Here is a 23433-nt window from a genome sequence, read left to right on the forward strand (position 1 = left end):
TCTTCGTCAGTGGATGCGCCGGAGTCCTCGGAGTCCTCAGTGCCGCTGTCTCCGGAAGGAGCAGAAGAGGAGTCCTCAGCGGATTCCTCTTCGTCAGTGGATGCGCCGGAGTCCTCGGAGTCCTCAGTGCCGCTGTCTCCGGAAGGAGCAGAAGAGGAGTCCTCGGTGTCCTCAGTGCCACTGTCCCCGGAAGGAGTAGAAGAGTCTTCATTGCTGCTGTCTTCAGTGGATTCTTCTTCGTTTGTTGAACTTCCGTCATTTTCTGCTTCATCCGTAGTATTCGATTCATCTGTGTTTTCATCGGAGCTGTCATTGTTTTCATCGCCTGATGACTCCGAGGAGTTATCTTCAGGTTCTTCCGCACTGTCGTCGGAAGAATCTGAAGTAGAGGAATTATCCCCGCCTTCGGTTTCGTTGTTTTCATCCGTACTGTTTTCTTCATTATCATTACTGGAGTCGTCACTGCTGCCCGAGTCCCCAGAATTTTGATTTTCATTATCGTTGTTTGAAGACTCATTACTGTCTGTATTTTCTTCGGCATCATCGTTGTTCGAATTACTATTGTTGTTTCCTGAGTCTCCGCTGCCGGAGTCTTCGTTGTTTCCAGAATTGTTATCGCCGGAATTATCATTGCTGTTATTGCCGGAATCGCTATTCTCATCCGAACTGCCGATGTCAACTCCGCTGGAATCATTGGATGCCCTGCCGTGAGTATCTACAGCACGGACAGTATACTCACCGTTTCCATCAGTATCAAATTCTGTGGTCTCACGATCGATGACATTGTCGACTTCGTCGCCGTCATTAAAGATACGATAGCCGATCACATCGTTATCATCGGAGGCTGACCAGGTGAGAGTGCCATCATCATTGGATACTCCGGTGACCCGGGAAGGATCTCTGTTATTTTCAGGAGCATCTTCATCTGGAACAAGGTTGTCCCAATCGTCCGGCAGATATTCCTGAATTTCTTCTTCATCGCCGTCCAATAGGTACTCGTCATTTAAAGAAATACCATCCTGCATAAATTCAGAAGGAGTATCATCGTATCCAGGATAACGGTCTCCGTCGATAGTTACATACTCAATTTCTTCGATACTGTCATCCTCTTCAGTAGGAGCGAATTTCTCATTGAGAATATCTTCATTTACCAGATCCGCTTCTTCGCATAAATCAGTAGGCTGTTTACCAGAGAGTCCACATATTTCTTCTGTAGAAATCCCCTCCGGCTCAGAGAAGGTGTCCCCGGCCCCGATTAAATTATCTTCAGTGTTAGAAGCGGCATTCATGATATCTGCCCAGATCTGCTGAGTTCTCTGCGAATAAGAGAGGCCCTGTGCATCTTCAATGCCAATCTGTTCATTATACCCAAGCCATAGACCGAAGGTTACGTTGGGATTATAGCCAACGAACCAGGAGTCGATCTGGTTATTTGTTGTACCTGTCTTTCCGGCCCAGTCGCCGTCAATATTCAGGCGATCGGGAAGAGAACTTGCAGTACCGTCTGATCCTAATACATCACGAAGAATATCTGTAATGAGAAAACTCGTTTGTTCAGAAAAAGGATTGGTGGATTCCTCTTCATGCTCGAAGACCGTTTCGTCTGTACTGTCGGTAATAGAAGCTACCATGTAAGGTTCATGATGTTCTCCTCCGGCAGGGAAGGTCGTAAACGCACTTGTATTTTGTTCTACACTCACGCCCCGGCTGAGTCCGCCGATGGCAGTGGAAGGGGAAATGCCATTTTCCACGACATTTTCCATACCGAGATCGTTAAGTGCATTTTCTTTCGTTGATTCATCGAGCATGCCAAATACCCGGACGGCCGGTATGTTGCGTGATTGGGCCAATGCGCTTCTGGCATCAATAAAGCCTTCATATTCTCCGTCAAAATTACGGAGCTCTTGATCATCAGCTCCGTATTCGGTAGGAATATCAAGTAGTGTCTGTCCGGGATGCAGAAGACCTTCTTCAATAGCCGGTCCGTAATCAAGCAGTGGTTTCATGGTTGAGCCATTCTGCCTGCGCGTCTGGGTGGCATAGTTTAATGAACTTGTTTCAAAATCACGGCCGCCGACGAAGCTTAAAATAGCACCGCTGTTGTTTTCAATCATCATGCCGCCAACCTGCTCTGCTTCGCCTTCTTTTTCCGGTCCAAAGTAGTCGTTGCCATCTACTGCTTCCTGCATAGCGTCATAGGTGTCTTTATGAACCGTCAGTTCAATGTCATACCCGCCTTCAGCAACTTCGCGGCTTGCTTCCTGATTATATTGCTGAATAGTTTCCTGCCGTTCTTCGTCTGATAAATTTTCCAGCTGCACGTCGTCCTCGGCGAGCATTTCCTCACGCATAATCCGTGTAGCCCGGCGCTGAGTTTCATTAATTAGGTAAGGATACTCCTGAGCTACTTCTTCTTTCGGCTCAGCAAGATTGCTTCGGATATCATAATTCATTGCTTCAGCGTATTCTTCCTGAGAAATGGAGCCGACCTCGAGCATATTACGTAAAACTTCATTTTTACGGTTCAAACCTGCAGAAAGGTCCTCTTTCACATCCCCATTACTCTCAAATGGAGTGTACGTATAAGGATTTTGAGGAAGTCCGGCAATATAGGCGGACTGGGCCACATTTAGTTCTGAAGCATCAATGCCGAAGATACCCTGGGCTGCTGCCTGGGCTCCTGCGATATTTTCTCCGTTGGCATTCCGGCCAAACGGGACAATGTTCATATAGGCTTGAAACAGTTCATCCTTGGTAAAGTAAGTCTCCATTCTCAACGCCAAAGCAACTTCTTTGGCTTTTCTCTCGAAGGATACTTCTCTGGTCAGCAGCTGGTTTTTAACAATCTGCTGGGTTAATGTCGAACCGCCCGTTTGAGTAGAGGAGTTCGTTAACTCCTGGTATGTAGCACGCATTAATGATTGAGGATTGATCCCGCTGTGCTCATAAAAAGCCCGGTCCTCTGTGGACAAAAAGGCATCCTGAAGATTGGGGGAAACATTGTCGAGTTCTACACGCTGCCTTTCCAATTCTGAAGGAAGCTCCCCTAATTCTTCTCCGCTGGCAAAATGGACGGTGCTGTTTTCGGCGTAGCTATATATTGATTCCTGCATTTCTTCTTCCGTGTAAGCTTCCTGTCCCTTAACCAAGGAGGCGAAAAAGCCTGCACCGATTGACCCGATAAATATAACAGCTAAAATAAAAACGATAAAAAGGGTGAGAAATGAAAGACCAACAATGCGCGGGGTGTTTCTTGAGCTCGTTTGGTCGTGGCGCCCCATAATTATTACGATCTCCCTTCTGTAGGTGGCTTTGTCTATGAATTCATACATTGACAGTGTTGAAAGTATTGTGCTAAAAATAAAAAGAGCGCAAACTTGAAAACAAACTATAACATACAGCTATGAAGGATGAAAGTAACTATAGGACCTACAGTCACAGAGAGTCGGCGTCTGCTGAAAGTCGAACTGCAGCCTTTGGCGAATTACACATCCAGAGCTTCTTTCAGACCTTTGATTAAAAAGTCCTGAAACGGTGTAATGCATCGTTATCAACATGAAGCCGGGAAGCTCATGCTTCCAACAAGGGTGGTACCGCGGTCATCATCGTCCCTTTTCGTTTTTCGAAGCGAAGAGGGACTTTTTTATGTACCTGTATCTATATATATCCAAGTTTAGAGTGTTTTTAAACCAGAAAGGGGAAAGTTATGGGCATTTGGGAGGAATTAGAGGAAAGAGGACTTGTGAATCAGGTGACAGAAAGAGAAGGACTTAAGAATCAGTTAAATAACGGTCAGCTCCGTTTTTACTGTGGATTTGATCCTACAGGAGACAGCCTCCATATTGGTCACCTGCTGACAATTATTTTAATGCGCCGGATGCAGCTGCACGGGCATCAGCCAATTGCTCTTGTAGGCGGGGGCACTGGAATGATTGGGGACCCGAGTGGGAGAAACGCGGAACGCTCTCTGAACGAACCAGACATTGTGGAAGGTTTTTCACAAAAAATTCGTACCCAGCTCGAAAAATACCTGGATTTTGACGGGGCGTATGGTGCAGAAATTGTAAACAACCATGACTGGCTTGGAAGCATGACTCTCATCAGCTTCCTTAGAGACTTTGGGAAGCATTTCAGCGTCAATTATATGCTTGCCAAAGAATCAGTGGAATCCCGGATTCAGGAAGGCATTTCTTTTACTGAATTCAGCTACCAGATAATGCAGTCAATCGATTTTTACTACCTGTACAAAAATCATCAGTGTACGCTTCAAATCGGTGGCAGCGACCAATGGGGCAATATTACCGCTGGTTTAGAGCTGATTCGCCGTCTGGAATATGAAGATGAGGAAAAATCTCCTGCTTACGGTATGACAATCCCATTAGTGACTAAAGCCGACGGCACGAAATTTGGAAAAACAGCCGGGTACGCAATATGGCTCGATCCTGAAAAAACATCTCCATACGAAATGTACCAATTTCTGCTTAATACAGACGATCGTGATGTATTAAAGTTTATACGCTACTTTACGTTTATTGATCAGGAAGAAATGAAAGAGCTTGAAGAAAAGATGCAGACAGAGCCTGAAAAAAGGGAACCTCACCGGAGGCTTGCCCAGGAAATCACCTCATTTGTCCACGGCCGGGCAGCGCTGAATCAGGCTGAAAACATTACGAAGGCTCTGTTTGGCGGAGGCGAGCTCACAGCGCTGACAGCAGATGAAATAGCGCAGGGCTTTAAGGATGTACCATCGTACACGATGGAAACAGAGGAACAAAACCTGGTGGAGCTCTTGGTTCAAGCGGGCATAGCAGGTTCAAAACGACAGGCCAGGGAAGATGTGCAGAATGGGGCCGTATATATTAATGGAGAGAGAGAACAGAGTACAGACAAAACGGTAGGGAAAAATGATTTAATTGACGATCAATTTATCATTATGCGCAGAGGTAAAAAGAAATATTTTCTGATTCTAAAAAACAATGGGTAAAAACCGGCCGGAAAAAACTGGGGAAATATAAAAAATCCCGTGCAGATCAATATCTGCACGGGATTTTTACTATTAACGGGAGTAGTACTCAACGATCAGTGCTTCGGAAATTTCCGCAGGAAGCTCAGAGCGTTCAGGGTAACGACTGTAGGTGCCCTGAAGGTTGTCAGCATCAAATGTGAGATATTCCGGAACGAAAGAATTAGCTTCAAGTGCGTCCTGGATAGCGCTCATGTTGCGGGACTTTTCACGAACACTGATGGTTTTTCCTGGCTCTACGCGGTAAGACGGGATATCTACACGATTTCCGTCTACAGTGATGTGGCCATGGTTAACCAGCTGGCGTGCGCCGCGGCGTGTGCGGGAAAGGCCGAGACGATAAACAAGGTTATCGAGACGGGATTCAAGCAGAATCAGGAAGTTTTCGCCGTGTACACCAGGCAGTTTGCCAGCGATATTAAATGTGCGAAGGAATTGGCGCTCATTTAAGTTGTACATGAAACGAAGCTTCTGTTTTTCCTGCAGTTGAACACCGTATTCGGATAATTTTCTGCGCTGCGTTGGGCCATGCTCTCCCGGCGGATAAGGACGTTTTTCGAGTTCTTTTCCTGTACCACTGAGAGAGATGCCGAAGCGGCGGGACTTTTTCCAGGTTGGACCTGTATAGCGTGCCATAATGGCATCCTCCTCTATTAAAACAAATTTTGGTATAAAAACACTGTTGGCGAATCTCCCGTCATGCTCATTTTGCCCTCGTATGTCTTCGCCCCGACAGCTAGGGGTTACGCAACACACCTTGCTTACCGCAAGGAGCAAAATGGAAAGCACATGCAAGGCTTGCCCAGGCTGTCTTTTACACAACCGTCATTATAACTTCTGGCTGATGGCAAGTCAATATGTTTTAACCTGAAGGAAGTGAACTTAAGTAAAAAAACTCTGTAGCGAATAAAAAAGCCGGGAAGCTTAAATTAAGCTTTCCCGGTGGGGAGGTGAACTCTGGAAGGCTAACTTTTAATTGAAAACAGCCCGTGTTCAATTTCGTCAGCAAACTGACGCAGGAAGGACTCTTCCTGCTCGGAAAAACGGTTCAGTACAGGGCTGTCAATGTCGAGCACGCCGTATACTTCCCCTTCAGGAGTGAACAACGGCACAACTATTTCTGACTGGCTGGCGGCGTCACATGCGATATGGCCCGGAAAGGCGTGCACATCTTCTACGCGGACTGTCTGTTTTTTCTGGTAAGCTGTGCCGCAGACTCCTTTGCCCGGAGTGATGCGATTGCAGGCAGGCAGTCCCTGGAATGGTCCGAGAACGAGTTCATTTTCTGTTTCGTTCCAAATATAGAAGCCGACCCAGTTTACATTGGATAAAAATTGATTGAGCAGGGCGGAAGCGTTAGCTAAATTGGCGGTTTGATCATTCTCATCTGAAAATAATGCTTTCGCCTGCTGACATAGTGTTTGGTAGCTTTTCTCTAAAGATGAATCATAAGAAACCGGTTGAAAAGACATGAATATCCCTCTTTCATTGTCGTAGTTGCTTTCCTGTAAGAGCTGAAATGTCATTACTGCCTGCCAGCAGTCCCGAAGAAGCGTGGGCATCGGAACCGTATACAAGTGGTATCCCCATCTGTACTGCCGATTGTATTACCGATGGATGCGGGTACGGCTCAAGGCATTTTTCTTTTGTTGTCCCGGCACCGTTTGCATCAAGCTCTAGCCCTCTGGATTGAACCTCCATCAAAATAGCTTGAATAGCATTTTGATCAAGAAAATCGTATTCATAATTTCTGTGAAACTTCCGAATAAGCGTCATATGCCCGATCCTTTTTGGGGCGTATGTTCCAAGAGGCGCCCGAGTAGATCGGAGAACGGTGCGATAGTACAATTCCTCTGCTTTTTGCGGGCCCCCACTCAGACGGACAAAGCGGTCAAAGTGATCCGGGGAAAAATCAATACATATATATTCACTGTTTATTTTAATGAAGTGGGAGGAAAGAATGCAATCTTCAAGCTCAGGACCATATGTGTTCATAAATTGCTCTGTATTTTTCTCAAAGCCTTCAATAAAATCCACTTCAAGGCCTTTTTTAATCGAAATATCATTATTGTATTCTGACTGAAGGTCATTTAACTCGCGAAGATACCGGTCGAGCTGTGCAAGCGGCATGGCACTGTCTTTATCCGGGACTGGGTCCGTAAAGCCTTCAGGCAGAGGAGCGTGCTCGGTAAAAGTGATCGTTTTTATTCCGTTTTTAATGCAGGATTCAATGTAGTCATGAAACGAATCACTGCTTCCGTGCGGGCAGAAGGGAGAGTGAATATGGCCGTCACGAGTAATTGTCATAGGTATAAACACCTCTTTTAATGGAAAATATTATGTAAATATAGCTGAGTTAATTAAGGAAATAGGGAAAATGGATTTTCTAGAAATTTTCTTTATCGTCATATAACAATCACTGCGTTTACATGTTATCATAAGTTAAAGCAAACATAGTTGAAAAAATATTTTGAGTACGTTCGTGCACATAAAGTATCAGATAAGTATAAGTAACCCATAACGTGTAAATTATTGAAAAAACAAAGATGCACAGCGGGGAAAACTGGAGTGAAAAATTTGGTGACAACAATTGTAATTATAGTTCTGGTTATCATTATCGCCGCGTTTGTCATATACGGAGCATGGGGACGCAGACGCATTTACCGGGAGGTAGACCGCCTGGAGGATGCGAGGGCGAATTTGGCGGACCAGCCTGTGGCCGAAGAAATTGCGCGGGTCAAGGGCATGACAATGTCGGGAGAAACAGAAGAAAAGTTTGAATCATGGCGCAAGGACTGGGATGAAATTGTGGGAAAGCATCTGCCGGATATTGAAAAGGCTCTTTATGATGCGGAAGAAAAAGCAGACAAGTACAAGTTCAGTCAGGCTTCAGAAATCACTGCTGCTGTAGACACGCAGCTCACCAGTATTGAAGAGGAAATCAATAATATCTTTCTGGAAATAGAAGAGCTCGTACATAATGAATCTGATAACCGCCGCGGCATTGAAGAGTCGGAACAGAAATATGAAGAAATAAAACGTTTTGTTTCCCAGAACTGGCACACGCTTGGCAGGACAGCCCCGCTGTTTGATCAGCATATGCGAGATCTCCAGGTTTCTTTTGAAGCTTTTTACGAAGCGGTGGAGCAGGGTAACCAATTTGAAGCTAAACAGCTCAGACAGAAACTCGATGAAGATTTAGAACGTGAAGAAGCATCGCTTTATGCCGTCCCTGATATGCTTGCAAAGGTACGCCGGCGCCTGCCGGAAGAATGGAAAGCCCTGCGCGCCGGGCTGTATGAAATGGAAGAGCAGGGTTACCCTATGGACGCTTTTGCATTTGAACAACGACTGAATGAAAACGAAGCAGAAGCTGAGCAACTGCAGACGCGGATTGAGAGCCTGGATCTTGACGGGGTTGCGGAACGTCTTGCCGAGATGGATGCCTACAATGAAGAAGTGTACCGCATTCTTGAAGAAGAAGTGGAAGCCCGTGCCGAGGTCGAACGTCTGCTGCCGGAGGCGAATAAAGGCAGAGAGCAATTATCTACGCGGATGCAGACACTGTTAGTGGAAAAAGAATTTATCGAAGCCAACTACCGGATTCCATCGGAAACAGAGCATCTGATTGCCTCATCGAAACGACAGGTTGATGGAATTAGAAAGAGCGTATTACAATTGCAGGAGCAAAAAGAAAACAAAGAACACTCATTTACTCATATTGAGATGGAACTAAAGCAAATTCTTGAAAAGCAGGAAGAAGTTGAATCGGGCATTCTGGAAGCAGAGAATCAGCTCGGCGTACTCCGAAAAGATGAAACACAGGCAATGGAAACGCTCGAGGAGCTGAAGCGCCAGAACCGCATCGAAGAAATGAGAATGCAGCGCACAAGACTGCCTAAGCTTCCGCCAATACTTTTAAATGAAAAAGAATCAGCAGATGATAAAATTGCCCATGCTGCTGCGGCTCTTTCTGAGACTCCGCTTGAAATGTCGCAGGTTCGTGAAACGGTAGCTCAGGCAGAAGAAAGTGTCCGCACTGTCTCTACAATGCTTCGACGTATGGAAGAGCAGGCGTTGATGACTGAGCGTATCATCCAGCGTGGAAATTTATACCGCAGCAAGGAAGCTGAGCTTGACCAGAGTCTGCAGGAAGCAGAAAGTGCTTTCCGCAAAGGTCAGTATGAGCACGCGCTGCAGGTTGCTTCAGCGGCTGTTCGGAAAATGGATGACCGATTTGTAACAGAAGTGCTGCAGGAATCTGACATGCAGCTGACAGAAGCATAATCGACAAGCAAATAGTTGAGAAGCCTGAACTCAGGCTTCTTTTTTATGATATTAGCGAATGCTGGGAGGAATTTGAAATGTATTTTGATAACAGCGCCACCACCCAGCCATACCAGGAAGTGCTGAGTGCTTACCGGAAAGCGTCCGAAAGCTATTTTGCCAACCCTTCTTCTTTTCACCATAAGGGCGGCGAAGCTGAACGCCTGCTTGAATCTGCGAGAAGCCAGATCGCCCGGGAATTAAACGTGAAACCGGAGCACTGCTTTTTTACAAGCGGTGGTACAGAAGGAAACAATATGGTATTAAAAGGAGCTGCAGAGGCGCGGAAAAATCTTGGACATCATATTATAACGACGGCTGTTGAACACCCCTCAGTGATGGAAACCTGTGTCCATTTAGAGCAAAAAGGGTATCGAATAACATACCTTCCGGTTGGCACTGACGGCCGTATAAATACAAAAGATTTGCATAAAGCGTTAGAGCGGGATACTATCCTTGTTACAATTGGTCACACAAACAGTGAACTCGGTGCAGTACAGCCGATCGAGGCTATTGGAGAAATACTTTCTTCTTACCCTGATATTTATTTTCATACGGATTACGTGCAGGGGGCTGCCAAAATTCCATTAAATATTGAGAAGGCTGGTCTCGATTTTGTTACGGTCTCAGCACATAAATTTCATGGATTAAAGGGGACAGGAGTGTTATATAAGCACCCAAGAACAATGCTTGAGCCATTAGTCCACGGAGGCGGTCAGGAAAGCGGTGTACGTTCGGGGACGGAAAATACAGCAGGGGCTGCAGCTATGGCCAAAGCACTCCGCCTGGCAAAAGAGCGCTATGCTGCAAACAGCAGCAGAATTGAAGAAATTAAAAAACAGACAGCTGTGCGGCTGCAGGAAAGCGGCGGAGTGATCAACTCTCCTTTTTCCGGAGGGTCTCCCTTCATATTGAATGTCTCCTTCCCAGGTATAAAACCAGAAGTGCTTGTTGAAGCGCTCGCGGAAAGAGGAGCTTCCATTTCCACCAAAACAGCATGTGCTTCGAAAAACTCGGAGCCATCGGCCGTAATTCTGGCTGCTACGGGAGAGCGGAGGCTTGCGGAAAGTGCCGTACGGATAAGTTTCTCTGCGGATACCAGAAAAGAGGAAGCCGTTCATTTATGCAGCATGTGTGAAGAAGTGCTGCCGCAGTTAAAAAAGGTTATGGAGGAACAGCAATGAGAGAAGAATATTTATTAATTCGCTTCGGCGAACTTGCTTTAAAAGGAAAGAACCGAAAAGAATTTGAGCGGCAGTTAAGAGAAAATATTGATCATGCAGTGAAAGATTTCCCCCACTGTGAAGTGCGGCGGACCTACGGACGAATTGCGATCAATCTGCTGGGGGAACCTGCTGAAGAGGTTATTGAGGCAGTGAAGCCGGTGTTTGGAATATCTTCCATCAGCTATGCGAGAAAAGCAGACTTATCAGAAGAAGAGATACAGCAGACGGCCTATCAAATGTTTTCGGAATATAAGGATAGAAAAGCAACGTTTAAGGTGGAAGCAAGAAGGTCCAATAAAGACTTTCCTGTTCATTCCACGAAGCTTGCTCCAAGCGTTGGCAGTTATATTCTCCACCATACCGAAGGCGTCACAGTGGACGTGAAAAATCCGGAAGTGACCGTGGAAATTGATGTCCGAGAGCAGGGGGCCTATGTAAGCTGCGGACGTATTAACGGAGCAGGGGGTCTGCCTACAGGCACAGGCGGCAAAGTAGTCAGTATGCTTTCCGGGGGCATAGACAGTCCGGCTGCTGCATATTTAGCCATGAAGCGTGGAGTAACGATCGAGGCAGTACACTTTCACAGTCCGCCGTACACAAACGAACGGGCAAAGCAAAAAGTGGAGGATATTGCCCGGGTCCTCAGCCGGTTTGGAGGGAGTATCAATCTTCACGTGGTGCCATTTACCCGGATTCAGGAAGCTATCCGAAGCCAGGTGCCGGACGACCATACGATGACGATTACAAGAAGAGCGATGCTTGAGATCGTAACAAAAATAGCGGAGAAGGAAGACGCCAAGGCAGTAGTGAACGGTGAAAGCCTCGGGCAGGTGGCTTCCCAGACGCTTGAAAGTATGAATGTCATCAATGAAGTAACGAGTGTACCGGTGCTTCGGCCGCTGATTGCTATGGACAAAGAAGAAATTATCAGCATTGCTAAGCGTATAGGCACCTATGATATTTCTGTGCGTCCGTATGAAGACTGCTGTACCGTGTTTCAGCCGGACAGTCCCGCGACCAAACCGAAAATTGGTTTAGTTTACAAATATGAAAAACGCTTGAATAAAGAGGAACTGTTTGAAGAAGCGGTAGCTGAAACGAAGGTGATTTCTATATCTGGCGCAAAGAGTGAAAAGGAAGAGTTTGAAGACCTTCTCTGAAAAGCTTTTTTCATTCATGAAGATGGTATAAAATGGAATTTAAAAAGAGTTGAAACAAAACGGGAAGTTGCCCGTAAAAAGGAGAGGCGGTTAATGCTGTGAAAACACTTTGGTATAACGGAAACATTTATACGATGAAAAAAGAAGGGGAACAGGTGGAGGCAGTCCTGACCGCGGACGGGACAATCGAAAAAGCAGGCATGCTCAGAGAAATAGAAAAAGAATTGCAAAATGCTGCTGTCCGCCGGATAAATTTAAACGGTAAGGCAATGTATCCGGGTTTTACAGACAGTCATTTACATATGATCGGGCTGGGGGAAACGATGATCCAGCTGGATCTGTCAGAGTGCACCTCGGCAGAAGAAATGGCTGCGCTGATTAAGGAGAAAACAAAAGACATTCCTGCCGGAGAATGGGTCATAGGGGAAGGATGGAATGAAAACAATTTCCCTGACCGGAAAATTTTCCACCGGGAGGAGCTTGATGATTTAGTGCCCGCTCATCCATTGCTTTTGACCCGGATATGCCGCCACGCGGCACTGGTTAACACACGCGCCCTTGATGCTGCAGGTATTGATAAAGATACTCCGGATCCGGAGGGAGGCATCATTGTTAAATCAAGTCACGGAGAGCCAACAGGTTATTTGCTCGACCAGGCCGCTGATTTAGTGAAGGATGAAATCCCAGAGGTGTCTGAGGAATATTTACATGAAGCACTTGGAAAAGCTGTGCGCTACATGCATCAGTGTGGACTGACCGGCGGGCATACAGAAGATCTTAATTACTACGGTGGGTTTAAGCGGACATTGGACACGTTCAGGGATATTTTGGCGGCTACTTCATTTCGGGCCCACCTTCTTGTGCATCATGAAGTGTTTCCGGATTTTATACAGCACGGCCATACCTATGGGCTTCTTGAGGAAGGCCTGGAGCTTGGCGCCATGAAAATATTTGCGGATGGAGCGCTCGGCGGACGTACCGCCCTTCTCAGCCGTCCCTACAATGATGCTCCTGAAACAGCAGGCGTTGCTATTCATTCGAGAGAAGAGCTAAAACAGCTCGTGGCAGAAGCGAGAAAAGAAAAAATGCCAGTGGCTGTTCACGCTATAGGTGATTTAGCTCTGGAATATGTAATAGATGCTTTAGAAGCCTGGCCGGTGCCGGAAGGAGTGCGGGACCGGATTATTCACGTCCAAATCGCCAGGGAAGATTTGGTGGAACGGCTGAAGGCTCTGCCGGTGGCACTCGATCTGCAGCCGCGGTTTGTGCTTTCGGACTTTCCGTGGGTCGAAGAACGTCTTGGCAAAGAACGCCTTCGTTATTCCTTCGCCTGGAAAACACTCCTTGATCAGGAGATAATCTGCGCGGGAAGCTCAGACGCTCCGATCGAATCTGTAGACCCGAGAACCGGAATTTACGCGGCTGTCGCGCGGAAAAACCCGGGAGAGCCGCACAACGGTTATATGCCGGAAGAAAAGCTGACTCCCTTTGAAGCCGTGGAGCTGTATACCGGTGGCAGTGCCAGGGCGATCAGCCGGGAGCACGATCTTGGCAGGATCGCTCCTGGTTACAAGGCAGACTTTACGATACTCCGGAAGGATCTTTTCCGAATTGAGCCGGAAGAGATTTTAACAGCCGAAGTGGAAGCGACTGTTGTAGGGGATACGGTCGTGTTTCTGCCGGAGGAGAGCAGAATCGAAATTAATAATGAAATGGAGGAACAATCATGAACGCAAAAAGGTGGTTTGCTTTATTAGCGGCAGCGGTGCTTCTCATCGTTTCCCTTGGCGCCCAGACAGCTTTTTCCCTGTGGAATACAGTCTCGAACCAGGCGCAAAATCAGCAGAATCAGGAAGATATAGTAAAAGAGGGCTCTTCAGACAGCCGAATTGCTATGCTTGATGTCGAGGGGACCATTCAATCCTCGGGCGGATCCGGAGCTTTTTCCGGTGAAGGCTACAACCATGAGGAATTTCTGAATAATCTGGAGGAAGCCGGATCAAGTGCAGATGTGGATGGTATTATTATTAATGTAAACAGCCCGGGCGGCGGTGTCGTTGAAAGCGATGAAATCCACGACGCTGTAGTCGAGGTACAGGAGGAAGAAAATAAGCCTGTGTATGTTTCAATGGGGAATACGGCTGCCTCCGGGGGCTACTATCTCGCAGCCCCGGCGGATAAAATTGTAGCTCATTCAGCGACTATTACCGGTTCGATAGGTGTAATTATGTCCTCCCTGAACTACTCCGAGCTGGCTGAAAACCTTGGTATTGAAGGGGTTAACATAACGAGCGGAGAGTTTAAAGATATGGGATCACCCACAGAGGAAGTAACTGAGGAAGACCGGGAAATTATGCAGGGCATCGTCGACGATATGTATGAAGATTTTCTCCAGGTCGTCATTGACGGAAGAGGATTTAGTGAAGAAAAGGCACGCGATTTGGCTGATGGCCGGATTTATACAGGGGAGCAGGCGGAAGAAAATGGATTGATCGATGAGCTTGGGACTTCAGAGGACACTATCGCAATGATGGAGGAAGATCTTGAACTCGGAGACGCTACTGTAGAACGCTACACTTCGGATGGATTCAGCTGGCAGTCGCTGCTGCAAAATTCCGTTCAGGGAATGTTCATTTCTGATGAGAAGCTGCTTGGACTCCAGGAGCTGTTGAAATCAGTCGGAAGCGACAGTCCGCGGCCAATGTATTTGTATGAAGGATAGGAGGGATGAAGATGACTACAGACGGCCGCTATCCGGAGGATGCACAGGGAACTGAACGAACAGCGCCGGAAGAAAGCAATAAGAATGCCGATTCTCTGTCCGGGGCAGCAGATAAGCAGAAGTACGCCGCAAAAAATGAAACGAAGGAAGAGCTGTTTGCAGGGTTTTGGATGCGCTTTTGGGCATACCTTACCGATTTGATTATACTTTTTTCCTTGAATGGGCTCCTTTTATCTCCATTCTATTTTACGGGAGAAGGAGAAATTTGGGGATTCATCACATTGTATGCTGTATTTAACGCAGTGATCACCTACGGATATTTTGTGCTGATGACAAAACTTTATGGGCAGACGCTCGGTAAAATGATTTTTGGCTTGAGGGTTGTCCGGGTGAACCGGGAAAAACTAAAATGGTCTGATATCATTTTTAGGGAAATCGTTCTCCGGTTTGCCTACCGCAGCCTGGTTATTACCAATCTGGCTTATATTGTAGTAGCCTTCACACCACAAAAGGCTGGTATTCATGATATGATTGCCGATACGAGGGTCATTCATACAAGAAAATGATGCCCGTGAACAAAAAGTGAAGGAGGAGTAAAATGACAGCAGTAACGTTTAAAGAAAAACCGGTGACACTTGTGGGAGACAAAGTAGAAGTCGGAGAATACGCTCCCGATTTCACTGTACTCGCTAACGATATGACTCCGGTATCATTAAGTGATGCCGCAGGCAAAGTAAGGTTAATCAGCGTAGTACCATCTATTGATACAGGGGTCTGCTCGCAGCAGACACGGAAGTTCAACGAAGAAGCTGCTTCGCTTGAAAATGTGGAAGTATGGACTATCAGCTGTGATCTTCCTTATGCCCAGCGGCGCTGGTGTGCAGCAGAAGGAATCGAAAACGTCCGTGTACTGTCCGACCATAAAGACCTGGACTTTGGCGAACAGTTTGGCCTTGTAATGGATGAAATGAGACTGCTTGCCCGTTCGGTGATCGTAGTGGATAGCGAAGGCAAGGTTTCCTATAAGGAAGTTGTTTCAGAAGGAACGAATCATCCGGATTACGAAGCGGCAATAAACGCAGCCAACAACACAAACTAATGAAGAAAATGGCGCCTGCAAGGGCGTCATTTATTCTGTTTTCATTACTTCTCTTTAAAGACCACATCTGCTATACTGGCGTATTGTAAAGTGAGAGCGGAGAAGCATTTACGCTGCAGAAGGAGGGCTTGTCATGGATGAAACGACACCGGTGGAACAATTATTTGAATTGGTGGATGACCTTACAAAAACGATACAGCAGGAACTGAGTATAACGTATTTAGAAGCGATAGCCGAAGCTGGAGAGGATATCTTTCAGGGCACAGTAGTGCAGCGTATATCTGCCGAGGAAAAAGATCGTCTGGAGCAGAGTCTGGAAGAAAAGATGCCTGAAGCGATGGAGCAGGAGGATATTCGTAAAGCGTTTCAGCTCGCTTTGATTAAAGGAATGAAGCAGTCCGTACAGCAGCATCATGCTATTACACCGGACGCTGTTGCTATTTTCATGGGTTATTTAGTAGACAAGCTGATGAACGGACGTAAAGAATTTGTGGTCGCGGACCCGGCTGTAGGTACAGGCAATCTGCTGTCAGCCGTATTAAACCAGCTGTCGGAAAAAAATATTGAGGCCTACGGTTCCGAAGTTGATGAAACGTTAATTAAAATTGCCTATACGCTCGCGAACCTGCAGGAGCATGCTGTTCAGCTGTTTCATCAGGACAGTATCGAACAATTCGGTGCGCCTGCTCCGGATGTGGTCATGAGTGATCTTCCGGTCGGCTACTATCCGAAAAATCAAATAGCCGAACTGTATCAGCTGGGCGGCACAGACGGAAAATCCTACGTGCATCACCTGCTTGTGGAGGGCATGATGAACCGGTTGAAGCCGGGTGGTTTTATGATGCTTCTTATTCCAAACAACCTGTTTGAAGATGAAAAAGCAGCGGAGCTTCAGGCTTATGTAAAAAGACATGCGCATACGCTCGGTCTTCTTCAGCTGCCGGAAACGATGTTTCAGGCCAAAGAAGCCTCAAAAAGTATATGGATGCTTCAAAAGAAAAGTCCTGATGTAAAACAGCCGGGGCAGGCACTGTTGGCAGAGCTGCCATCATTCAGCCGTCAGGAAGCTCTGCAGGATATGATGAAGCGGATCAATGACTGGTTTGTACAGGAAGGGTTTATCGATAAATAAAGAGAGTAATTATTAGGAGTGGAGAAAGAATGTCTACCATTATTGCTATTAATGCGGGGAGCTCCTCGCTGAAATTTCAACTGCTGCAGATGCCTGAAGAGACCATTATCACTAAAGGGGTCGTGGAACGGATCGGCCTGGAATCCCCTTTTATTACCGTGGAGGTGCAGGGGGAAAAGAAAACCGAATATCCTTCCCTGCAAAATCATGAAGAGGCTGTAAAAGCCCTGTTGGACTCGTTAACAAAATATAATGTTATCACCGATGTTAATGACATTGAAGGTGTGGGCCACCGGGTAGTTCACGGAGGCGAAGCATTTTCGGATTCTGTATTAATTACAGAGCAGGTACTTAGCGAACTGGAAAACGTAAGCGAGCTTGCCCCGCTTCACAACCCGGCTAACATTGTCGGGATTAAAGCGTTTCGTGATATTCTCCCGGATGTACTATCTGTAGCTGTATTTGACACAGCGTTTCACCAGTCGATCCCGAAAGAAAAATATTTATATGGTGTTCCTTATGAATACTACGAAAAGTATGGTGTTCGTAAATATGGCTTTCACGGAACCTCCCATAAATATGTCAGTCAGCGGATGACAGAGTTAATGGATCGTCCTGAAAATGACCTGAAAATCATTTCGTGTCATATTGGCAACGGTGCCAGCATTACGGCGGTGGACCAGGGAGCTTCTGTCGATACGTCGATGGGCTTTACTCCGCTTGCCGGCGTAATGATGGGCACCCGCTCCGGCAACATTGACCCGGCCCTGATTCCATATTTAATGGAAAAAACCGGCCAGACAGCTGCGGAAATTATTGATACACTGAATAAAAAAAGCGGGCTGCTTGGTGTAAGCGGAGCGTCCAGTGATTTCCGCGATGTTGTTCAGCAGGCGGAGCAAGGCGTTGAAAGAGCTCAGACAGCGCTCGATATATATTTAACCCGGATGCATAAATATATTGGCACCTATGCAGCCAGTATGAACGGTGTCGATGCGGTTATATTCACCGCCGGTGTAGGCGAAAACAGTGCGCTGGTCCGTGAAAAAGTAATGGAGGGCCTTGAATTTATGGGCATTCAAATTGATAAAGAGAAAAACAGCCAGGCTTCGGGAGAGGCGTTTATTCAGACAGGTGACTCCCGGGTGGCCGTTGCAGTGGTTCCTACCGACGAAGAAGTAATGATTGCACGGGACACAGTCCGGCTCGGCCAGATTCAATAAGTAAGACTCAACTCCTGTTTCGGTGAAGCAGGAGTTTTTTACAAAATATATGATATTTCTGCATATATTCTCTGGATAATGGGAAAGAAGGAGTAACAGTACTTTGAAGGGAGACAGATTTATGCAAACAGCTGAAATGCGCTGCAAACTTCCTGTCTCAGCATTAGCGGAGCGCTGCGATCCGCGCATGTTTTCCTTTCACACAACGAAAGAATTAACAGATAGAACTCAGGGAATGATTGGACAAGAGCGTGCAGTGAAAGCTATGGAGATGGGTTTGGATATTCAGGATGAAAATTATCATATGTTTTTAACCGGAGCAAGCGGGCTTGGGAAAACGACCTATGCCCGGAGGAAAGCAAAGGAAGCAGCAGAAAAACGGCAGGTGCCGGCTGACTGGATTTATACATATTCTTTTGAAGATCCCAGGCGGCCGAGAGTGATGAGCATCCCCGCCGGAATGGCTGAGCCTTTTGCTAAAGATATTAAAGAATTGATTGAGGATCTGCAGGAAGAGATTGCGTCGACACTTCGCAGTAAGTCCTTTGAACGGAAAAAAGTAGCTATGGCGGAAAAGCATGAAAAAGCGATTAACGAGCATTGGGAAAAGCTTGAAGAGGAGGCCGCGGCAAAGGGGTTTGCTCTTGAAAAAACAGAAGAAGACATCGTGGCGGTGCCGCTTAAAGATGACGGCGAACCCCACAGTGACGAAAGCTACAACGAACTTTCAAAAAGCCGGCAGGATTATATTATGGAAGAATCTCAGACGATCACCAGACAGGTGAACGACTTTTTGAGACAGCAGCAGGTGGCAAAGCGTATTTTAAGACGCCAGCTCAGGGAAGCCGACGAACAGATGGTTCAGGCATCCATCCAGGGTTTTATTTCGACTTTAAAAGATGAATATATCAACGAAGGCTTACATACATTCTTGTCGGACATGGAAAAGGACGTTATTCAGCATTGGCAGGAATTCCTGCCAGCAAAAGAAACACAGGAGGAGCGCCCGGCTGTATCGGGCTTTTCGTTTCGCCGGTATGAAATTAATATTTTGGTAAATAACGGCGGTAATTCGGGGGCTCCTGTCATTTATGAGTCTCACCCGACATATGTCAACCTGTTCGGGAAGGTTGAAATTGGCCGTAACGGAGGCTCCCCCACGGATTTTTCCCACATCAGAGGAGGTGCTCTCCACCGGGCAAATGGAGGGTTTTTAATCCTTCATGCCGCAGAGCTGATGTCTCATCCATTTGCATGGAAAGCATTAAAAAGAGCCATGCGGCTGGGTTATATCCGGCTTGAGACTCCTTATGAGGATTCTGATATATTTGCCAGCACCTATCTCGAGCCGGAGCCTGTGCCTTTTCAGGCGAAGGTGCTTCTTGTCGGAACGAATGCTTTATACCAGAAGCTCCAGAAGGAAGATGAAACCTTCCGTAAGCTTTTCAAAGTGAAGGTGGATTTTACTACCACAATGGAGCGGACCCAAGAGAATATATGGCAGTATGCAACTTTTCTGGCCTGTTTTTGCGATAATAAACGACTCCGTCCTCTGACATCGGAAGCAGTCGCAAGGCTTATTGATTACAGCACCAGAGAAGCAGGCCACCAGCGCAAGCTTTCCGTTAAATTTCACGAAGTAACATCTTTATTAATTGAAGCGGATTATTGGGCGGCGCAGGAACAATCAGCCATCGTTGAACAAGATCACGTACACGCTGCCTTAAAAGAAACAAATTACCGCTCAGCTCAGCCGGAAGCAGCCATTCATGAAGCAATTGAAGATGGAACAATCAATATCGCAACGAGCGGAGAAAAAATTGGCCAGATCAATGCACTGGTGGTAGCCCATACAGGGGATTATTCATTCGGTTATCCGACCCGGGTCACGGCGCGTACATATGCCGGGAGCGGCGGGATCGTTAATATCGACAGGGAATCCCAGCTTACCGGAGCCTTTCATACGAAGGGCCTTCATACACTGACGAGCTATCTGCAGGCAGAATTTGCAAGTGACCGGCCCCTGCCGCTCGCGGCAAGCATCACCTTTGAACAATCCTATCATTTAGTGGATGGTGACAGTGCTTCAAGCACGGAGCTTTATGCTCTCCTGTCTTCTTTGGCAGAAGTGCCGCTCCGCCAGGATATTGCCGTGACCGGAGCTGTCAATCAGTTTGGTGATGTGCAGGCAATTGGAGAAGTAAACGAAAAAATTGAAGGCTTTTATTATGTATGTAAAAAGCAGGGACTTACAAAAACCCAGGGCGTAATTATACCGACGCAGAACGCGAAGCATTTAATGCTTCGAAATGAAATCAGGCGGGCCGTGGAGGCCGGTGAATTTCACATTTGGGCGGTGAACACTGTGAAAGAAGGCATGGAAATACTTATGAGTGAACATGCCGGTGAGGTAGGAGAAAATGGATTCTACGCTTCCAATACTGTTTACGGTAACGTGCAGCAGCGCTTAATGGAGATGGCAGAAAAGCATCAGGAATAAATAAGCAGAGAGGCCCGTACAGGCGTCTCTGCTTATTTGTATGTTCATCCCGCTGTTTAGCAGGAGCATTTCAAAAGTGTTTTATAATTCATGCATGCACATACACCAGATTGCATGATAAAGGGCGGATAACGCATAAAATATCAAAAAAATAAATTTTTATACTAAAAAATTGTATTTTCCGGTTGCAAATTCTTTGCGGGCTTGTTAAAGTAATGAAAGAAGTTGAATACAGTAATCATAAACAAAGGCGCTGGTCCTTTTAATTTTTTCAAAATGATGTATAAAAATAATTAATCAAGCATGAATATTCAATTATAATCTGGAGGGAAATAAGAATGGCAGACAAAAAAGTAGTTCTCGCTTATTCAGGCGGTTTAGACACATCAGTAGCAATTAAATGGTTGAGCAGTCAGGGGTACGAAGTGGTAGCAGTAGGTCTTGACGTGGGTGAAGGAAAGGATTTGGAATTTGTAAAAAATAAAGCACTGGAAGTAGGGGCGGTACAGTCATATACGGTAGATGCCAAAAAAGAATTCGCCGAGGAATTCGTGCTTCCGGCCCTGCAGGCACATACGCTGTATGAACAAAAATATCCGCTCGTATCCGCATTGTCGCGGCCGTTGATTTCAAAGAAGCTTGTGGAAATTGCAGAGCAGACAAATGCCGATGCCGTAGCACACGGCTGTACGGGTAAAGGGAACGACCAGGTAAGATTTGAAGTCAGCATACAGGCTCTCAATCCTGATCTCGAAGTACTCGCACCTGTCCGGGAGTGGGGATGGTCGAGAGATGAAGAAATCGCCTATGCGAAGGAAAATGACGTTCCTGTTCCAGTGAATCTCGATAATCCATATTCTGTGGACCAGAATCTCTGGGGCAGAAGCAATGAGTGCGGCGTTCTTGAAGACCCATGGGCCACACCACCGGAAGGTGCTTACGATTTGACGAACCCGCTCGAAAAAACACCGGACGAAGCAGATATCGTCGAAATTGAATTCAAACAGGGCAAGCCGGTATCACTTAACGGCCAGGCCTATGAACTGCAGGATTTGATTTTGGAATTAAATGACGTTGCTGGTAAGCACGGCGTGGGCAGAATTGATCATGTGGAAAACAGAATGGTGGGAATTAAATCAAGAGAAATTTATGAATGCCCGGCAGCTATGACGCTGATTCAGGCGCATAAAGAGCTTGAAGACCTGACGCTTTCCAAAGAAGTGGCTCACTTTAAGCCGGTTATTGAGAAAAAATTGAGCGAAGTGATCTATGAAGGACTGTGGTTCTCCCAGGTGCGGCCGGCGCTTGAAGCGTTTTTGAAAGAAACGCAGACCAACGTGACAGGCATTGTACGGGTGAAATTATTTAAAGGCCATGCTATCATTGAAGGAAGAAAATCAGACTACTCCTTGTACAATGAAAACCTGGCTACCTACTCAACGCACGACGAATTTGATCATAATGCAGCTGTTGGATTTATTCAGCTGTGGGGTCTGCCGACCAAAGTACAAAGTGCAGTTAACAAGAAAGGTGTTAATGTATGACCAAACTGTGGGGCGGGCGCTTTACAAAACAAGCGGAAGAATGGGTGGATGCCTTCGGGGCATCCATTCCTTTTGACCAAAAACTGGTGGAAGAAGACATCCAGGGGAGTATTGCGCACGTACATATGCTGAAAAATCAGGAAATCATCACCGAAGAAGAGGCTTCCGAAATTCACCGTGGCCTGGAAGCGGTGCTTGCCAAAGCAAAAAACGGGGAATTGGAATACTCGGTTCAAAATGAGGATATTCATTTAAATATCGAGAAGTTTTTAATTGATGAAATCGGTCCGGTCGGGGGCAAGCTCCATACAGGCCGGAGCCGGAACGACCAGGTTGCTACAGATGTTCATCTGTATGTGCGAAATCATACACACACCGTTATGAATTCCATCCGGGCCCTGCAGCAGGCGCTGCTTTTGCAGGCCGAGGAGCACGTGGAAACCATTATTCCCGGCTACACTCATTTGCAGCGGGCCCAGCCTATATCCTTTGGCCATCACATGATGGCTTATTTCTGGATGCTTGAGCGGGACTACGGGCGCTTTGAGGACAGCTTAAAACGCACGAATATTTCTCCTCTCGGGGCAGGGGCCCTCGCCGGCACAACGTTTCCCATCGACCGGCGGCAGACGGCAGAGGAGCTCGGCTTTGATGATATTTACCAAAACAGCCTGGATGCTGTAAGCGACAGAGATTTCGCCCTGGAGTTTATGAGTGCGTCATCCACAGTGATGATGCATTTATCGAGGTTGGCCGAAGAGATGATTTTCTGGTCAAGCCAGGAATTCCAGTTTATTGAGCTTGATGATTCCTTTGCGACAGGAAGCAGTATTATGCCGCAGAAGAAAAACCCGGATATGGCAGAGCTTATTCGGGGGAAAACCGGGAGGGTATACGGAAACCTAATGGGACTGTATACGCTTTTGAAGGGACTTCCGCTTGCGTATAACAAAGATATGCAGGAGGATAAAGAAGGACTGTTTGATACTGTGCGGACACTTGAAGGGTCTCTGGATATTTTTGCAGGAATGGTGGAAACGATGGAAGTTCGTACGGAGAAAATGGCGGAAACTACGAGCAAAGACTTTTCCAATGCGACAGAACTGGCGGATTATCTAGCCGTTAAAGGAGTGCCATTTCGGGAGGCTCATGAGATTGTCGGCAAGCTGGTGCTTGACTGCATTCAGAACAACAAGTATCTTGTGGACCTTTCCATGCAGGAATTCAAAGAGGCAAATGAAGCATTTGAAGAAGACATCTATGAGGTCTTAAAGCCTGAAACAGTTGTCAGCCGCAGAAATAGTGAAGGCGGCACCGGCTTCAAGCAGGTTCGTGCTGCCATCGAGCAGGGAAAAAAGGTAATAAACCAAGCGTAATAAGCATTGCTTCTGCCCCGCCCGGAGTAACCCTCCGGCCGGGGCTTTTTTGATGCAGAAGGGCCCTGCGCCTGGTTAAACAATAGAAAATCCCCGAATCCT

The 23433-nt window shown here is 46.6% G+C and carries 17 protein-coding genes; 13 read left to right on the forward strand and 4 right to left on the reverse strand.

Translation table 11 applies throughout. The features are described from left to right. Window positions 1-3281, reverse strand: a 3281-nt coding sequence (locus Q0757_RS00005; protein ID WP_298783410.1) for a transglycosylase domain-containing protein, incomplete at its 3' end; no start/stop codon positions are given. A gap of 425 nt (window positions 3282-3706) precedes the next feature. Between Q0757_RS00005 and tyrS the strand changes: the two genes are divergently transcribed. After that, window positions 3707-4984, forward strand: coding sequence for a tyrosine--tRNA ligase (tyrS, locus tag Q0757_RS00010; protein WP_298783412.1), 1278 nt, complete (start codon window positions 3707-3709; stop codon window positions 4982-4984). A gap of 72 nt (window positions 4985-5056) precedes the next feature. Here the strand turns inward: tyrS and rpsD are convergent, their stop codons facing one another. From rpsD to hisJ, 3 genes are all read right to left on the reverse strand, one after another. Next, complete coding sequence (gene rpsD, locus Q0757_RS00015; RefSeq protein WP_022793076.1) at window positions 5057-5659, reverse strand: 30S ribosomal protein S4; 603 nt, start codon at window positions 5657-5659, stop codon at window positions 5057-5059. A 329-nt stretch (window positions 5660-5988) separates the two neighbouring features. Beyond that, window positions 5989-6495 (reverse strand): GAF domain-containing protein, encoded by a 507-nt coding sequence (locus Q0757_RS00020; protein ID WP_298783420.1) that lies wholly within the window; start codon window positions 6493-6495, stop codon window positions 5989-5991. Between the two features lie 13 nt (window positions 6496-6508). Continuing rightward, window positions 6509-7330: a histidinol-phosphatase HisJ gene (gene hisJ / locus Q0757_RS00025; RefSeq protein ID WP_298783421.1), complete on the reverse strand. Its 822-nt coding sequence runs from the start codon at window positions 7328-7330 to the stop codon at window positions 6509-6511. Between the two features lie 273 nt (window positions 7331-7603). On the opposite strand from hisJ, the gene Q0757_RS00030 reads away from it, so the two are divergent. The 12 genes from Q0757_RS00030 (at window position 7604) to argH (ending at window position 23331) form a co-directional block, all read left to right on the forward strand. Next, a complete protein-coding gene (locus tag Q0757_RS00030) occupies window positions 7604-9310 on the forward strand; it encodes a septation ring formation regulator EzrA (RefSeq protein WP_298784470.1) in 1707 nt (568 codons plus the stop codon). A 77-nt stretch (window positions 9311-9387) separates the two neighbouring features. Further along, a complete protein-coding gene (locus Q0757_RS00035; protein WP_298783424.1) occupies window positions 9388-10533 on the forward strand; it encodes a cysteine desulfurase family protein in 1146 nt (381 codons plus the stop codon). Then, on the forward strand, window positions 10530-11735 hold the full coding sequence (thiI, locus tag Q0757_RS00040) for a tRNA uracil 4-sulfurtransferase ThiI (protein ID WP_298783426.1): 1206 nt from the start codon (window positions 10530-10532) through the stop codon (window positions 11733-11735). The genes Q0757_RS00035 and thiI overlap by 4 nt, the downstream gene beginning before the upstream one ends. Window positions 11736-11833: 98 nt before the next feature. Beyond that, window positions 11834-13465, forward strand: coding sequence for an amidohydrolase (locus tag Q0757_RS00045; RefSeq protein WP_298783428.1), 1632 nt, complete (start codon window positions 11834-11836; stop codon window positions 13463-13465). Further along, entirely contained in the window at window positions 13462-14457 is a 996-nt protein-coding gene (sppA, locus tag Q0757_RS00050; protein WP_298783430.1) for a signal peptide peptidase SppA, read from the forward strand. The genes Q0757_RS00045 and sppA overlap by 4 nt, the downstream gene beginning before the upstream one ends. 11 nt (window positions 14458-14468) lie before the next feature. Next, entirely contained in the window at window positions 14469-15023 is a 555-nt protein-coding gene (locus tag Q0757_RS00055; protein WP_298783432.1) for an RDD family protein, read from the forward strand. 32 nt (window positions 15024-15055) lie between these two features. Then, a complete protein-coding gene (tpx, locus tag Q0757_RS00060) occupies window positions 15056-15556 on the forward strand; it encodes a thiol peroxidase (RefSeq protein ID WP_298783434.1) in 501 nt (166 codons plus the stop codon). A 133-nt stretch (window positions 15557-15689) separates the two neighbouring features. Further along, window positions 15690-16688, forward strand: coding sequence for a class I SAM-dependent methyltransferase (locus Q0757_RS00065; RefSeq protein ID WP_298783436.1), 999 nt, complete (start codon window positions 15690-15692; stop codon window positions 16686-16688). Between the two features lie 29 nt (window positions 16689-16717). Further along, complete coding sequence (locus Q0757_RS00070) at window positions 16718-17911, forward strand: acetate/propionate family kinase (RefSeq protein ID WP_298783438.1); 1194 nt, start codon at window positions 16718-16720, stop codon at window positions 17909-17911. 121 nt (window positions 17912-18032) lie between these two features. Further along, the gene (locus Q0757_RS00075; protein WP_298783440.1) at window positions 18033-20411 is read left to right on the forward strand and encodes a Lon protease family protein; all 2379 of its coding nucleotides are present in this window, start codon (window positions 18033-18035) and stop codon (window positions 20409-20411) included. Window positions 20412-20749: 338 nt separating this feature from the next. Next, on the forward strand, window positions 20750-21955 hold the full coding sequence (locus tag Q0757_RS00080) for an argininosuccinate synthase (protein WP_298783442.1): 1206 nt from the start codon (window positions 20750-20752) through the stop codon (window positions 21953-21955). Further along, on the forward strand, window positions 21952-23331 hold the full coding sequence (argH, locus tag Q0757_RS00085; protein ID WP_298783445.1) for an argininosuccinate lyase: 1380 nt from the start codon (window positions 21952-21954) through the stop codon (window positions 23329-23331). Before Q0757_RS00080 ends, argH begins: the two co-directional genes overlap by 4 nt. Window positions 23332-23433: the final 102 nt, after the last annotated feature.

It is taken from the genome of uncultured Marinococcus sp. (genome assembly GCF_947493875.1).
In the GTDB taxonomy this organism is placed as follows: domain Bacteria; phylum Bacillota; class Bacilli; order Bacillales; family Marinococcaceae; genus Marinococcus.

What these genes read in the sequence shown, in the direction of transcription:
- tyrS (WP_298783412.1), top strand. Translation starts at nt 3,707, where the DNA reads ATGGGCATTTGGGAGGAATTAGAGGAAAGAGGACTTGTGAATCAGGTG.
- rpsD (WP_022793076.1), bottom strand. Translation starts at nt 5,659, where the DNA reads ATGGCACGCTATACAGGTCCAACCTGGAAAAAGTCCCGCCGCTTCGGC.
- Q0757_RS00020 (WP_298783420.1), bottom strand. Translation starts at nt 6,495, where the DNA reads ATGTCTTTTCAACCGGTTTCTTATGATTCATCTTTAGAGAAAAGCTAC.
- hisJ (WP_298783421.1), bottom strand. Translation starts at nt 7,330, where the DNA reads ATGACAATTACTCGTGACGGCCATATTCACTCTCCCTTCTGCCCGCAC.
- Q0757_RS00035 (WP_298783424.1), top strand. Translation starts at nt 9,388, where the DNA reads ATGTATTTTGATAACAGCGCCACCACCCAGCCATACCAGGAAGTGCTG.
- thiI (WP_298783426.1), top strand. Translation starts at nt 10,530, where the DNA reads ATGAGAGAAGAATATTTATTAATTCGCTTCGGCGAACTTGCTTTAAAA.
- sppA (WP_298783430.1), top strand. Translation starts at nt 13,462, where the DNA reads ATGAACGCAAAAAGGTGGTTTGCTTTATTAGCGGCAGCGGTGCTTCTC.
- Q0757_RS00055 (WP_298783432.1), top strand. Translation starts at nt 14,469, where the DNA reads ATGACTACAGACGGCCGCTATCCGGAGGATGCACAGGGAACTGAACGA.
- tpx (WP_298783434.1), top strand. Translation starts at nt 15,056, where the DNA reads ATGACAGCAGTAACGTTTAAAGAAAAACCGGTGACACTTGTGGGAGAC.
- Q0757_RS00065 (WP_298783436.1), top strand. Translation starts at nt 15,690, where the DNA reads ATGGATGAAACGACACCGGTGGAACAATTATTTGAATTGGTGGATGAC.
- Q0757_RS00070 (WP_298783438.1), top strand. Translation starts at nt 16,718, where the DNA reads ATGTCTACCATTATTGCTATTAATGCGGGGAGCTCCTCGCTGAAATTT.
- Q0757_RS00075 (WP_298783440.1), top strand. Translation starts at nt 18,033, where the DNA reads ATGCAAACAGCTGAAATGCGCTGCAAACTTCCTGTCTCAGCATTAGCG.
- Q0757_RS00080 (WP_298783442.1), top strand. Translation starts at nt 20,750, where the DNA reads ATGGCAGACAAAAAAGTAGTTCTCGCTTATTCAGGCGGTTTAGACACA.
- argH (WP_298783445.1), top strand. Translation starts at nt 21,952, where the DNA reads ATGACCAAACTGTGGGGCGGGCGCTTTACAAAACAAGCGGAAGAATGG.